Annotated in this window: 12 protein-coding genes; 2 read left to right on the top strand and 10 right to left on the bottom strand. The window is 60.2% G+C overall.

What is annotated here, in order from left to right; translation table 11 throughout:
• Nucleotides 1-2764: pyruvate:ferredoxin (flavodoxin) oxidoreductase (nifJ, locus tag AB5Y85_RS14150; protein WP_368221603.1), on the top strand; the 2764-nt coding region annotated here is incomplete at its 5' end.
• 111 nt (nt 2765-2875) lie between these two features.
• Here the strand turns inward: nifJ and AB5Y85_RS14145 are convergent.
• Nucleotides 2876-4258, bottom strand: a complete 1383-nt coding sequence (locus AB5Y85_RS14145) for an MDR family MFS transporter (protein ID WP_257687009.1) — start codon at nt 4256-4258, stop codon at nt 2876-2878.
• Nucleotides 4259-4431: 173 nt separating this feature from the next.
• Here AB5Y85_RS14145 and AB5Y85_RS14140 point away from each other — a divergent pair, with 173 nt between their 5' ends.
• Nucleotides 4432-5034, top strand: coding sequence for an HAD family phosphatase (locus tag AB5Y85_RS14140; RefSeq protein ID WP_257687010.1), 603 nt, complete (start codon nt 4432-4434; stop codon nt 5032-5034).
• Between the two features lie 84 nt (nt 5035-5118).
• Here the strand turns inward: AB5Y85_RS14140 and AB5Y85_RS14135 are convergent, their stop codons facing one another.
• The 9 genes from AB5Y85_RS14135 to AB5Y85_RS14095 form a co-directional block, all read right to left on the bottom strand.
• Complete coding sequence (locus AB5Y85_RS14135) at nt 5119-5379, bottom strand: hypothetical protein (protein ID WP_076491277.1); 261 nt, start codon at nt 5377-5379, stop codon at nt 5119-5121.
• 234 nt (nt 5380-5613) lie between these two features.
• Nucleotides 5614-6411 carry a DUF1338 domain-containing protein gene (locus tag AB5Y85_RS14130; protein WP_101529509.1) on the bottom strand — a complete coding sequence of 266 codons (798 nt, stop codon included), beginning with the start codon at nt 6409-6411 and terminating at the stop codon, nt 5614-5616.
• A 191-nt stretch (nt 6412-6602) separates the two neighbouring features.
• The gene (gene astD / locus AB5Y85_RS14125) at nt 6603-8072 is read right to left on the bottom strand and encodes a succinylglutamate-semialdehyde dehydrogenase (protein ID WP_257687011.1); all 1470 of its coding nucleotides are present in this window, start codon (nt 8070-8072) and stop codon (nt 6603-6605) included.
• 72 nt (nt 8073-8144) lie between these two features.
• Nucleotides 8145-9164, bottom strand: a complete 1020-nt coding sequence (gene astA, locus AB5Y85_RS14120; protein ID WP_005334994.1) for an arginine N-succinyltransferase — start codon at nt 9162-9164, stop codon at nt 8145-8147.
• A gap of 76 nt (nt 9165-9240) precedes the next feature.
• Nucleotides 9241-10458, bottom strand: coding sequence for an aspartate aminotransferase family protein (locus AB5Y85_RS14115; RefSeq protein ID WP_103250786.1), 1218 nt, complete (start codon nt 10456-10458; stop codon nt 9241-9243).
• 276 nt (nt 10459-10734) lie between these two features.
• Nucleotides 10735-11316, bottom strand: a complete 582-nt coding sequence (locus tag AB5Y85_RS14110; RefSeq protein ID WP_257687012.1) for an aminodeoxychorismate synthase component II — start codon at nt 11314-11316, stop codon at nt 10735-10737.
• Nucleotides 11317-11337: 21 nt separating this feature from the next.
• Nucleotides 11338-11553 carry a hypothetical protein gene (locus tag AB5Y85_RS14105; protein WP_005334997.1) on the bottom strand — a complete coding sequence of 72 codons (216 nt, stop codon included), beginning with the start codon at nt 11551-11553 and terminating at the stop codon, nt 11338-11340.
• Between the two features lie 118 nt (nt 11554-11671).
• Nucleotides 11672-12676, bottom strand: a complete 1005-nt coding sequence (gene trpS / locus AB5Y85_RS14100) for a tryptophan--tRNA ligase (protein WP_005334999.1) — start codon at nt 12674-12676, stop codon at nt 11672-11674.
• Between the two features lie 42 nt (nt 12677-12718).
• Nucleotides 12719-13108: HAD-IIIA family hydrolase (locus tag AB5Y85_RS14095; protein ID WP_368221599.1), on the bottom strand; the 390-nt coding region annotated here is incomplete at its 5' end.

The raw sequence follows: 13108 nt of genomic DNA, 5'->3' as shown, positions 1-13108 counted from the left end.
CCACCCGCAGGCGGAGCGGATAGTGGTGCTGATGGGCTCGGCGATTGGCACCTGTGAAGAGGTGATCGAACGCCTGCTTGCCCAAGGGGAGAAGGTGGGGCTGGTGAAGGTGCGGCTGTTCCGCCCCTTCTCGGCCGGGCATCTGCTGGCCGCGATTCCCGAGAGTGCCCGCACCATCGCCGTGCTGGATCGCACCAAGGAGCCGGGCGCACAGGCCGAGCCCCTCTACCTCGACGTGATGACGGCGCTGGCCGAAGCGGTCAGCCGGGGCGAGCGGGCAAGCCTGCCGCGAGTGATTGGGGGTCGCTACGGCCTCTCCTCCAAAGAGTTCGGCCCCGCCTGCGCGCTGGCGGTGTTTGCCGAGCTGGCACAGGAGAACCCGCGCCCGCGCTTTACCGTCGGCATCTTCGATGACATCACAGGTCTCTCACTACCGCTGCCCGCGCTGAATTCGCAAAGCCTCATTCACAGCCACCAGCACAAGCTGGAGGCGCTCTTCTACGGCCTTGGCAGCGATGGCACCGTCTCGGCGGCCAAGAACAGCATCAAGATCCTCGGCAACCACACCGGCCTCTATCCGCAGGGCTATTTCGTCTACGACTCCAAAAAGGCGGGCGGCCTCACCGTCTCTCACCTGCGGGTGGGCGAGCGGCCGCTGCAATCGGCCTATCTGGTGGAAGAGGCCGACTTTATCGGCTGCCATCAGTGGCAGTTTGTCGACAAGTACCGGATGGCTGAACGCTTGAAGGCGGGCGGCATCTTCCTGCTCAACACCCCCTACAGCGAAGCGGAGATCTGGCAGCGCCTCCCCAGCGAGGTGCAGCACGCCCTGCGCGAGAAAGAGGCGCGCTTCTATATCATCAACGCCGCCAAAATTGCCCGCGACTGCCAGCTCGGCAACCGCATCAATACCGTGATGCAGATGGCCTTCTTCCAGCTCAGCGCCATCATTCCCCCCGCAGAGGCGACCAGCCTGCTGAAGCAGGCCATCGCCACCAGTTATGGCAGCAAGGGGCAGACACTGGTCGAGCGCAACTGGATGGCACTGGAGGCAACCTGCGCCGCCCTGACCCGGGTGCAACTTGGCGAGCTGGATCCCGCCAGCCGCCCCCGCCCACCGGTGGTTTCGGCCAAGGCCCCCGACTTTGTCCAGACCGTCACCGCCGCCATGCTGGCGGGGCTGGGTGACAGCCTGCCGGTCTCCGCCTTCCCACCGGATGGCACCTGGCCGGTCGGCACCACCCGCTGGGAGAAGCGCAACATCGCCAAGGAGATCCCCATCTGGGAGGCGGAGCTCTGCACCCAGTGCAACTACTGTGTCGCCGCCTGTCCCCACTCGGCCATTCGCGCCAAGGTGGTAGAACCGGATATGCTGGCCGCTGCTCCCGCCACTCTCGATGCGCTGGATGTGAAATCCCGCGACATGCGCGGCCAGCAGTACGTGCTGCAGGTAGCGCCAGAGGATTGCACCGGCTGCAACCTCTGCATCGAGGTGTGCCCGGCCAAGGATCGCAGCAACCCGGATCGCAAGGCGATCAATATGGCTTCACGGCTCGATCACCTCGACGAGCAGAAGGCCAACTACGACTTCTTCCTCGACCTGCCAGAGCGCAGCGCCGAGCAGCTGGAGCGTATCGACATCCGCACCTCCCAGCTCATCTCGCCGCTGTTTGAATACTCGGGCGCCTGCTCCGGCTGTGGCGAGACCCCCTACATCAAGCTGCTGACCCAGCTCTATGGCGATCGGCTGCTGATTGCCAACGCCACCGGCTGCTCGTCCATTTATGGCGGCAACCTGCCTACCACCCCTTACACCACCAACACCGAGGGGCGCGGGCCGGCCTGGGCCAACTCGCTGTTTGAAGACAACGCCGAGTTCGGACTGGGCTTCCGTCTTACCGTCGATCAGCACAGGGAGCGGGTACGCCGTCTGCTGGCTAGCCTGGGCGACACCATACCTGCAGCGCAGCGCGAGGCGCTCGGCGATGCCACCCTGCCGGTTTCCGAGCAGCGGGCCCATATCCAGCAGTTGCGAGCGCTGCTGCAGGGGAGCCAGACCCCGGCAGCCCAAGAGCTGGCTCGCGATGCGGACTATCTGGTGGAAAAATCGGTCTGGCTCATCGGCGGCGATGGCTGGGCCTATGACATCGGCTTTGGCGGGCTCGACCATGTGCTGAGTCTGGGGGAGAACATCAATGTGCTGGTGCTCGACACCCAGTGCTACTCCAACACCGGCGGCCAACAGTCGAAGGCGACGCCACTCGGTGCCATCACCAAGTTTGGCGAGCAGGGCAAACGCAAGGCGCGCAAGGATCTCGGGGCCAGCGTGATGATGTATGGCCACGTCTATGTGGCGCAGATCTCCCTCGGCGCCCAGATGAACCAGACGGTAAAAGCGATTCAGGAGGCGGAAGCCTATCCGGGGCCCTCGCTTATCATCGCCTACAGCCCCTGCGAGGAGCATGGCTACGACATGGCCGAGAGCCACGAGCAGATGAAGCAGCTGACCGCCACCGGCTTCTGGCCCCTCTACCGCTTCGATCCGCGCCGCGCTGACGAGGGCAAACTGCCGCTGGCGCTCGACTCGCGAGCCCCCAATGCCTCGCTGGCCGAGACCTTGCGCCATGAGCCCCGCTTCCAGCGGCTGGAGCGCCAGCTGCCGGAGGTGGCCAGCCAGCTCTATGAAGAGGCGGAGCAGGAGGCCAATCGCCGCTTCGCCTGGCTAAGCCAGCTGGCAGGCAAGGAGAGTCCGGCGCAGGAGTAACTCGCGCATGGATTGATGGCAGCAGCCACGCTATTCGCCAAATAACAATCAGGGCTCCCCGCGGGGAGCCCTGATGCTATCTATGGTGAGCCAATGTCGGCGCAGGCCAAATCAGGCGCTGATGGAGGCCAGCTCGTGGCGCTTCAACGCCAGCAGTGTGATGAGCAGCGCCAGCGTGGCGATCAATGCCATGCCGATATAGGTTGCGCTGAAGCCCGGGGCCAGCAGATCGGGGGCGAGCCGGCTCAAATCGCCATCGCCACCGCTGCCGGCTGGCAGGCGGAAGTGAAACAGCATGGAGCAGATAGCCACGCCAACGGCACCACCGAGCTCCCGCCCGAAGTTGAACAGCGACATGCCGATGCCGCGATCTTCCCTTGGCAGGGCATTTTGTACCACCACCGAGAGGGCGGGCAGCACCAGACCGAGACCAATACCTGCAAACCCGAGGGCCAGTCTGACCCAGGCATCGAAGTGGATCTGCCACAGAGCCACTGCCGCGAGGCCAAAGCCCACCGCGACAAAGCTCTTGTAGTGACCGGTACGGCCAATCAGCTTGCCGCCGACAAAGGCGCCGGCAGTGATGCAAATCATGAAGATAACCATGATGGCGCCGCTCTCGCTGGCGCTCATCCCCTTCTGCCACTGCATCTGCAACGGCAGATAGACCAGCACGGCAAACATCAGCAGCTGGGAGAGCATCACCAGCAGCACGCTCACCAGATAGCCGGGCAGCCGGGCCAGATGGGCAGGCAGAATGGGATCGTGGGCGCGCCGCTCAATCAGAATGAGCAGCAGCAGTGCCACGCCCAGCGCCACCGAAAGCCAGACGGCGGGCAGCGCCGCCTCCGGCGAGAGCAGCAACAGGGTGAGCGTGGTGACGGTAATCAGCAGACCCGCCCCCTTCCAGTCGAAGCGACTGTGGCGACGGACGTTGAGCTGCTTGAGGTTGCGGTTGATGAGAAAGACCGCCAACGCCCCGAGCGGCAGGTTGATCCAGAAGATCCAGCGCCAGCTGAGCTGCTCGGTGAAATAGCCGCCGAGCAAGGGGCCTGCGATGCTGGAGACCGCATAGACCGCCGAGATGTAGCCCTGATATTTGCCCACCTCTCGCGGCGGAATGGTGTCGGCAATCACGGTAAACGCGAGGGCAATCAGGCCGCCGCCCCCCAGCCCTTGCAGCACCCGTGCCGCCAAAAGGGTCGGCAGATCCTGGGAAAGAGCACAGGCCACCGAGCCCGCCAGAAACAGGCCGATGCCGATATTGAGCATCCGCACCCGGCCAAAGAGATCGCTCAGCTTGCCATAGAGGGGCAGCACGGCGGTAGCCGCCAGCAGGTAGGCGGTGACCACCCAGGTGAGGGCGGCACCGGCGTGCAGTTCGGCGCCAATCATGGGCAGCGGGGTGGTAACTATGCTCTTTTCCAGTGAACCAAGCGCGATCACCAGCGCCACACTGGAGAAAATGGTTTTGGGGGATATTTTCGAGGTCATAAGCGGACTCGCAGATCTGATATGCCAAAGTATCCGGCAATGAACGGATTATTGTCTCACAAATCAGCAAGAGATAGAAAAAACGGCGGCCACAATATGCCCAACCATGAGGCCGATCCCACAAAACGCCGACCGTTTCTGCTAGCCTGCTCTATTTGATTCGAGGAGCCCCCATGAGCAAGCGTGAGCAGTACGGGTTTGATCACTACGATGCCCTGATTTTCGATATGGATGGCACTTTGGTAGATTCCATGCCCCTTCATCTGGATGCTTGGGAGCTCACCTGCGCCGAATTCGGCATCCCCTTCGAGCGGGAACAGCTCTATCAGTACGGCGGCATTCCCACCCGCAAGATCATCGCCATGCTGGCCGAGCAGCAGGGGCTGACGGTGGATGTCGAGGCTTTTACCCGTCGCAAGATTGCCCTCTATATGGAACATATCGACAAGGTCAGCGTCTTTCCCAAGATGTGGGAGCTGGTCAGGCACTATCACGGCAAGGTCAAGATGGGGATTGGCACCGGCTCACCGCGCAATCAGGCGGACTCCATCCTCAAAAGCACCGGACTCGACGCCTATATCTCGGTGGTGGTGAGCGCCGATGATGTCACCAACCACAAGCCGCACCCCGACACCTTCTTGCAGGTGGCCGAACTGCTCGACGCTAATCCGGCAAATTGTCTGGTGTTTGAAGATACCCGTATCGGGCTTGAGGCAGGCAAGGCGGCAGGGATGGATACCGTGCTGGTTATCGAAGGTGACCTGCACCAGCGGTAAGCGACTCAGGGCAAGCAGGCAAACCGATAGGATGGTGCCATCACAGTGGCACCATTTTTTATTCACGTGAGCATGGCGGCAGCGTCAGTGCCCGGACAGAGTTGCGATCACCGCCGGAATAGTAGCAACCGTCAGACAAAGGGCGTTGGCGTTGGCCTCATCCTGTAGTGCCTGATGAGTGCGAAGCAGCTCAAGGGCTTCGGCTGGGGTATCTGCAAAGGTGGGGGCGGCGATGGCGGCAAATCCCTGTTCGACCAGTTGACGACGCTCATCGCTATAGCTCGGCGCATTGGCATCTAGATAGGTAAGCGCCTGACCTTGCTTGAAAAAGTGATAGTTAGGCATCGATTGGCCCCGCAAAAATAAAGCGCCATTCTACTCCTTTTTGCTCCGCCGCCAGCGTCAATCTGTGTCGTCTCAAGTGATCTCGTTCACATTTTTATCAACAAATTTCCACCTGTTAGGTGCCGTCCAAATCCCCTCTTCACGCGGCGTCAGACAACACCCGATACCGTCACTCTGCGCCAAACAAAACGCCTCCACAAAGGAGGCGTTGCGACTGAAACAGGGTGGCTCCCGTTACATGGCATTCGTCGATTCGAAGATCTTGTCCGCCGAGGCCTCGACGAAGCCCGGATAGAGCACGCCATCGGCCTGCGGATAGCGCAGGGCAAACTCGTAGAAGCAGCTCGGGATGGTACGTACCCCATCGCTGAACGGCACCTCGGCTTTGTCAGCCATGGTGGAGGATTGCTCCAGCATCACCTGCGGGTCCCCTTTCACCTCGCCACCCACACTGTTGAGCACGAAACCCGCCGCCTTGAGCGCCCCATTGACCTGATGGATGGTGTCGAAATCCTTCAACTTGTTGATATTGACCGTGAAGTGGTTGGCACGATAGCCCCAGGCTGCCATCCAGGCCGCGTACTCGCTCTCAGCCAACAGGGTCTGATAATCGGCATAGGAGACCTGCCAGGGGGCACCGGTGTAGAGAAATGCCGGGGTGTCGGTCAGATGATCGGGCACCTGATCGGCCAGCTTGTGGATGATGGCCTGCGCCGCTGGGGAGAGCTCTTCCACCTTCAGCTCGCTGATAAACACCTTGGGAGCGTCCGGATCCTGATGCTCGAAGTGCTTGGCGTAGAGCTTCTTGGCCTTGAAAACGTACTCGCCCTTCTGCTCGTAACCGAGCGCCAGGAAGTGGGCGGCCAGCTTCTCCAGCCCCAGCTTGGGCAGGTTGTAGGTACGAAACGCCACGTGATCGTTGACGATGGGCTCGCCGCCACCCAGCAGGGTGTGCACCTTGAGGGCGCTCGGGGTCACCTTGATGTAGTTGTCCCACAGATGGCTGAATAGGGTGTCGATATCCTTTTGCATCTCTCTTTCCTTTGATTGCGGGTACAGATGGGGGCACCGCTGGATGCCCCGTGTCGTTATTAGAAGCGCAGGCCGGGCGACAGTTGATCCGGCATGGCCGCTTTGCTGTCTTCGACAGAGGCAACCGGGGATATGACACAGTAGTCGGCGGCGTTGAGCCATCTCTGCTGCATTGGCATCCCCATTTGCTCTTAAAACGTCAAACCAGGAGACAGCTGATCCGGCATAGCGGCCTTGCTGTCTTCAACAGAGGCAACCGGATACGCACAGTAGTCAGCAGCGTAGTAGGCGCTCGCCCTGTGGTTGCCGGAAGCGCCGATGCCACCAAACGGCGCGGCACTGGAGGCGCCGGTGATGGGTTTGTTCCAGTTGACGATGCCGGCGCGGATCCGCTTGAAGAAGTGATTCCAGTCCGCCTCCTTGTCACCCAGCAGACCGGCCGAGAGACCGTAGCGGGTGGCGTTGCCCTGATCGATGGCAGCATCGAAATCATCGTAACGAATGAGTTGCAGCAGCGGGCCGAAGTACTCTTCGTCCGGCAGCGCGCTCACTGAGGTCACGTCGATAATGCCCGGGGAGACAAAGCCGGTGCCCGCTTCCAGGTGCTTGAGGGTAAGCAGGCTCTCGCCACCGAGGCGCTGCAGGTTGGCTTGCGCCTCGACCATGCCCAGTGCTGCCTTCTCGCTTATCATCGAGCCCATGAACGGCTGCTCGGCGGCGTCATAGAGGCCGACCTTGATCTGGCTGACCACCTCGACCAGTCGATTGACCAGGGCATCGCCCCGCTCGCCGCGCTCGACAAACAGGCGGCGGGAGCAAGTACAGCGCTGACCGGAAGTGATGAACGCCGACTGGACGATGGCATGGACGGCGCCGTCGATGTCGCTCACGTCTTTCACGATCAGCGGATTGTTGCCGCCCATCTCGAGGGCCAGAATTTTGCCCGGCTGGCCGGCAAACTGCTGATGGAGGAAATGACCGGTGCGGGAGGAGCCGGTGAAGAAGAGGCCGTCGATATCGGGGTTGCCAGCCAGCGCCTTGCCAGTCTCGACCTCCCCTTGCACCAGATTGAGCACCCCCTTGGGCAATCCGGCCTCCTGCCAAACCTTGACCATGGCCTCGGCCACCATGGGGGTCAGCTCGGAGGGTTTGAATACCACGGCGTTACCCGCGATCAGTGCAGGTACGATATGGCCGTTGGGCAGATGGCCCGGGAAGTTGTAGGGGCCGAACACCGCCACCACACCGTGGGGCTTATGGCGGACAAACGCCTTGGCGCCCGGCATGGCATTTTCAACGGTGCCGGTACGCTCGTCGTGGGCACGGATGGAGATGGCAATCTTGCCCTGCATGGCGGCCACTTCGGTGCGGGTCTCCCACAACGGTTTGCCGGTTTCGCGGGCGATAGTCAGGGCCAGCGCCTCTTTCTGCTCGCCGAGCAGGTCGGCATAACGACGCACTATGGCCAGACGATCCTCAAGGCTCATGTCCGCCCAGTGGTAGAAGGCGGCACGGGCGGCCTTGACGGCGGCATCCACTTGCGCCGTGCTGGCGGCAGCCCCCTGCCAGATCACCTCGTTCTTGGCCGGATCGGTTGACTCGAACGGCTTGCCTTCACCGGCAAGCCACTGACCGTCGATAAATTGCACTAACTGGCTCATCCATTCACTCCCTGTCGCTGGCAGGCAGCCTCGGCTGCCTGTCTGATAATCGGTTTGCTTGTCCTGTTTGTCTCAGTCGAGGTCAACCACCCGCACCATGTCGCCATCCTGCACCTTGAGTGCCGCCGCCATCTTGGGCGGAATGATGGCTTCGTGCTTGTCGAGATCGACCCGGATATTGCCGTAGCAGGCGCGGTAATGCTCGAAACGGCTGTTGCAGATAAGGTGGGTCTTGCCACCGATGGGCTCGCCCACCAGCACCCGCAGTTTCTTGCTGCGGCGCACGCTGCGGATATTCTTCACGTCACACTCAACGGTGGGGCCTGCATCGAAAATATCGACGTAGCCACGGTTCACGAAGCCCTCGTCCTGCAGCATCTTGATGGCGGGACGGGTCTTCTCGTGGGTCTGGCCAATGACGGCCCGCGCCTCTTTGCTCAGCAAATTGACGTAGATGGGGTACTTGGGCATCAATTCGGCGATAAAACGCTTCTTGCCGATGCCGGTGAGATAGTCGACGGTAGGAAAATCCATCGAGAAGAAGTGGGTTTGCAGCCACTCGTAGAAGGGGCTGTGACCGTTGGCATCGGAGACGCCACGCATCTCGGCGAAGACGGTCTCGTCAAACAGCTCGGGGTGCTCGGCCATAAACAGAAAGCGGTGCTTGGAGAGCAGGCGGCCGTTGAGCCCCTCGCGGGCACATTCGCGCAAGAACAGGGTGCAGAGCTCGGAGTTGCCGGTGTAGTCGTTGGAGAGGGTCAGGGTTTCAACGACGTTGTAGATGCCGAGCTTGGGAGAAGAGTGCACCACCTTGCCGATGTGGTAGTTGTAAAACGGCTGGGAGAGGCCAACCGCGGCATCGATGGCACAGGTGCCCACCATCTCGCCGGTCTCCAGATCCTCGGCCACGAAGAAGTAGAGGCAGTCCCCCTTGCCGGCGGGCTTGTCGGAAAAAGTCTGGGTAGAGGCGTCAATCTTGCGCTGCAGCAGCTCATCGTTGACGGGCAACGAGGTCATGCCGGTGCCGGACTCGATGGCGCAGGTCTTGAGCCCGGCAAAATCTTTTTGCTCGATGGGACGGATAACCAACATAAATGACAACTCCCTTTCATTGACGACAGGTGGGGTCCCGGCTCCTGCCGGGAGAGCTCCCCACCTCAATTTGGAATCAGGCGTTAACCACCTGGGCAACCGCCTTCTCGAAGCGGGCCAACCCTTCCTTGATGTCCGCTTCCGGGATCACCAGTGAAGGGGCAAAACGAACCACGTTGGTACCAGCCACCAGTGCCATCAGCCCCTGATCGATGGAGGCCAGCAGGAAGTCGCGGGAACGCCCCTTGTAGGCATCGCTCAGGGCCGCGCCCAGCAGCAGACCCTTGCCGCGGATCTCGCTAAAGCAGTGGTATTTGGCGTTGATTGCCTCGAGCCCCTCGCGGAACAGCTGTTCGCGTTGCTTGATGCCAGCCAGCACCTCCGGAGTATTGATCACGTCGATCACCGCCTCGGCGACCGCACAGGCCAGCGGGTTACCGCCGTAGGTAGAGCCGTGAGTGCCCACTTTCAAGTAAGAGGCGATTTCGTTGGTGGTCAGCATGGCGCCGATGGGGAAACCGCCCCCCAGCGCCTTGGCGCTGGTGAGGATGTCCGGCGTAACGCCCAGACCCATATAGGCATAGAGATCACCGGTCCGGCCGACGCCGGACTGCACTTCGTCATACACCAGCAGGGCATTGTGTTTGTCGCACAGCTCGCGCACCCCTTTGGCAAACTCGTCGGTAGGACGAATGATGCCCCCCTCCCCTTGCAGCGGCTCCATCACCACGGCGCAGGTGTTGTCGGAGATCACCTCGGCCAGCGCCGCCAGATCGTTGTAGGGTACGTGGGTAATATCACCGGGCTTGGGACCGAAGCCATCGGAGTAGGCTGCCTGGCCACCGACGCTGACGGTAAAGAAGGTACGACCGTGGAAGCCCTGATTGAAGGCGATGATCTGGGTCTTCTGCTCGCCAAACTTCTCGATGGCGTAGCGGCGAGCCAGCTTGAGGGCCGCTTCATTTGCCTCGGCGCCGGAGTTGCAGAAGTAGACCTTGTCGGCAAAGGTGGCGGCGACCAGCTTCTTGGCCAGACGCAGGGCCGGCTCGTTGGTCATGACGTTGGAGAGGTGCCACAGCTTCTCGCCCTGGGTTTTCAGGGCCTCGACCAGCTTGGGATGACAGTGACCCAAACCGTTGACGGCGATGCCACCGGCGAAGTCGACATACTCGCGCCCTTCCTGATCCCAGACACGTGACCCTTCACCACGCACCGGGATGACCTTGGCGGGCGCATAGTTGGGAACCATCACTTCATCAAACACTTCACGTGTCACTGCCAACAACTCTGACATATAGCTCTCCTTCGATTCGGCGACAGAATAATCCACCGCCCAAAAGTTAAATCCGTGTAAACGTGACGGGATTATCACAGAAATAAAGTAAAAAGTCTGTAACAAGACGGCCTATAAGGAACAATGTTCGATTGCTCTTGAGATTTTAGGCAACCGCATTGCATAACGACTCAGGGGGGCTTGGCAAGAGATAATTTGGGCAGGAGAGGGGGTGAATAAAGTGTCAGGGAAATTTTTTTTGCCTTCTCTCGAACTTGAGAAGGCGATCACAACTTTTTATGAACGCGCCAGAAAGTTGGCCAGCAACTGATGGCCCTGCTCGCTCAAAATACTCTCCGGATGGAACTGAACACCCTCGATGGGGAGCGTCTTGTGGCGCAGCCCCATGATCTCGTCAAACGAGCCATCGGCATGCTCGCTCCAGGCGGTGATCTCGAAGCAGTCGGGCAGCGTGTCGCGCTCCACCACCAGCGAGTGGTAACGGGTCACCCGAAGCGGGTTGTTGAGCCCCTTGAACACCCCCTCATTGCAATGGCGGATGAGCGAGGTTTTGCCGTGCATTACCTGACGGGCACGCACTACGCGGGCGCCAAAGGCCTGCGCCAGCGACTGATGACCGAGACAGACGCCGAGAATGGGCAGCTTGCCAGCAAAGTGGCTGATAGCGTCGAGAGAGATCCCCGCCTCATTGGGCGTACAGGGACCGGGAGAGATCACCAGAAAACGGGGGGAGAGCTGCGCTATGGCATCAAGCGTCAGTTCATCATTGCGCTTGACCACAACCTCTTGTCCCAGGGCGCCGAAATATTGCACCAGGTTCCAGGTAAAAGAGTCGTAGTTATCGATCAACAACAGCATGAGATAACCAACAGCGGAGAATTAACGATCGAGATAACGACCCTGTTCCATTTCCCGTTCACGCTGACATTCGGCCAGATAGATGGCGGCAGCAACGGCAGGGGTTTTATGGTGCTTGTCGATGGCATTGGAGACCATCAACTGCAGGGTATTGAGGTTTTTCGCCTTGCGAAATTTACGTAGCCAGTGACCTTTGTCACTCAGCTCTTCAGCAGAAATAGTTGGTTGAACAGGCATGCTTTCTCTTGGGGATATTACCCAGGTTGAAATAAAGAAATTAAACAAAATAGCTAGGCAGAAAATAAAGAAAGCCAGGCAAATACCCAGCTCTCTTCTACTACACCTTCCCAGTATGTCAGGCTCGAGGAACGAAGCCGACTACATCATATACGCTGGTCAGGGTTTTTTCAGCTCTTTCGCGCGCCTTTTGTGCTCCTTCTGCCAGAATCGCGATCAGATGGGCCTCATCCTGACGCAACTCGTGGAAACGGGCCTGGATCGGTTCCAGCAGCGCCACCACGGCTTCGGCGGTTTCGGTCTTGAGGTGACCGTACATCTTGCCTTCGAAGTGCTGCTCCAGCTCGGGGATGGAGCGACCGGTCACACCGGACATCAGGGTCAGCAGGTTGGAGACACCCGGTTTGTTTTCCGGGTCGAAACGCACCACAGCCGGCTCGTCGGAATCGGTCACCGCACGCTTGATCTTCTTGACGATCTGCTTGGGATCTTCCAGCAGGCCAATGAAGTTGGCCTCGTTGTCATCCGACTTGGACATCTTCTTGGTCGGATCCTGCAGGCTCATCACCCGCGCCCCTTCGGTCGGAATGAAGGGTTCCGGCATGGTGAACACGTCACCATAGAGGTTGTTGAAACGGGTGCAGATGTCACGGGTCAGCTCCAGATGCTGCTTCTGGTCGTTGCCGACCGGCACCTGATTGGCCTGATAGAGCAGAATATCAGCGGCCATCAACACCGGATAACCGAACAGGCCGACGTTGACGTTGTTCTCGAAACGGGCGGACTTGTCCTTGAACTGGGTCATGCGCGACAGCTCACCCATCTGGGTATAGCAATTGAGGATCCAGCCCAGCTCGGCGTGCTGCGGCACGTGAGACTGGATGAAGACGGTGCTCTTCTTGGGATCGATACCGACCGCCAGATAGAGGGCGGCCGCGTCCAGACAAGCCTTGCGCAGGGCAGCCGGGTCCTGGCGAGTGGTGATGGCATGCAGGTCGACGATACAGTAGAGGCAGTCGAACTCATCCTGCATGTTGACCCACTGACGCAGGGCCCCCATGTAGTTGCCGATGGTCAGTTGACCGGAGGGTTGCGCTCCGCTCAATACGATTGGTTTAGTCATGAGAGTGTTAATCCTTGTTATTCAGCCAGCCCAGCTGCGCTATTAGACCAAAAGTGCATCGAGCTGGGCAAACTGCTCGAATACCCAGTCTGGATGGGAGTCGGCGATGGGACGGCCATAGTTGTAGCCGTAGGTAAGACCCACCACCTTCATGCCAGCCGCCTTGGCCGCCAGCACATCATTTTCGGAGTCGCCCACCATTAGAGTGCGAGCCGGGCTCACCCCCAACTCCTGGCAGGCGTGCAGCAAGGGCTCCGGGCTCGGCTTCTTGACCGGCACGCAGTTGCCGCCAAGCCAGAGTTCGAAGCAATCGCTGATGCCAAGGGCATCAAGAATAGGCGCGACAAAATCGCTCGGCTTGTTGGTGACGATCGCCTGCTTGTAGCCCAGGCTTTGCAAGCGGCGCAGACTCTGGGCCACCCCGTCATACAT

This window comes from Aeromonas sp. R3-1 (assembly GCF_040908345.1).
Lineage (GTDB): Bacteria > Pseudomonadota > Gammaproteobacteria > Enterobacterales > Aeromonadaceae > Aeromonas > Aeromonas veronii.
This window is presented reverse-complemented; position numbering and strand designations above follow the sequence as displayed.

Coding starts and splice junctions, on each gene's coding strand:
- AB5Y85_RS14145 (WP_257687009.1), bottom strand. CDS start 4,258: ATGACCTCGAAAATATCCCCCAAAACCATTTTCTCCAGTGTGGCGCTG.
- AB5Y85_RS14140 (WP_257687010.1), top strand. CDS start 4,432: ATGAGCAAGCGTGAGCAGTACGGGTTTGATCACTACGATGCCCTGATT.
- AB5Y85_RS14135 (WP_076491277.1), bottom strand. CDS start 5,379: ATGCCTAACTATCACTTTTTCAAGCAAGGTCAGGCGCTTACCTATCTA.
- AB5Y85_RS14130 (WP_101529509.1), bottom strand. CDS start 6,411: ATGCAAAAGGATATCGACACCCTATTCAGCCATCTGTGGGACAACTAC.
- astD (WP_257687011.1), bottom strand. CDS start 8,072: ATGAGCCAGTTAGTGCAATTTATCGACGGTCAGTGGCTTGCCGGTGAA.
- astA (WP_005334994.1), bottom strand. CDS start 9,164: ATGTTGGTTATCCGTCCCATCGAGCAAAAAGATTTTGCCGGGCTCAAG.
- AB5Y85_RS14115 (WP_103250786.1), bottom strand. CDS start 10,458: ATGTCAGAGTTGTTGGCAGTGACACGTGAAGTGTTTGATGAAGTGATG.
- AB5Y85_RS14110 (WP_257687012.1), bottom strand. CDS start 11,316: ATGCTGTTGTTGATCGATAACTACGACTCTTTTACCTGGAACCTGGTG.
- AB5Y85_RS14105 (WP_005334997.1), bottom strand. CDS start 11,553: ATGCCTGTTCAACCAACTATTTCTGCTGAAGAGCTGAGTGACAAAGGT.
- trpS (WP_005334999.1), bottom strand. CDS start 12,676: ATGACTAAACCAATCGTATTGAGCGGAGCGCAACCCTCCGGTCAACTG.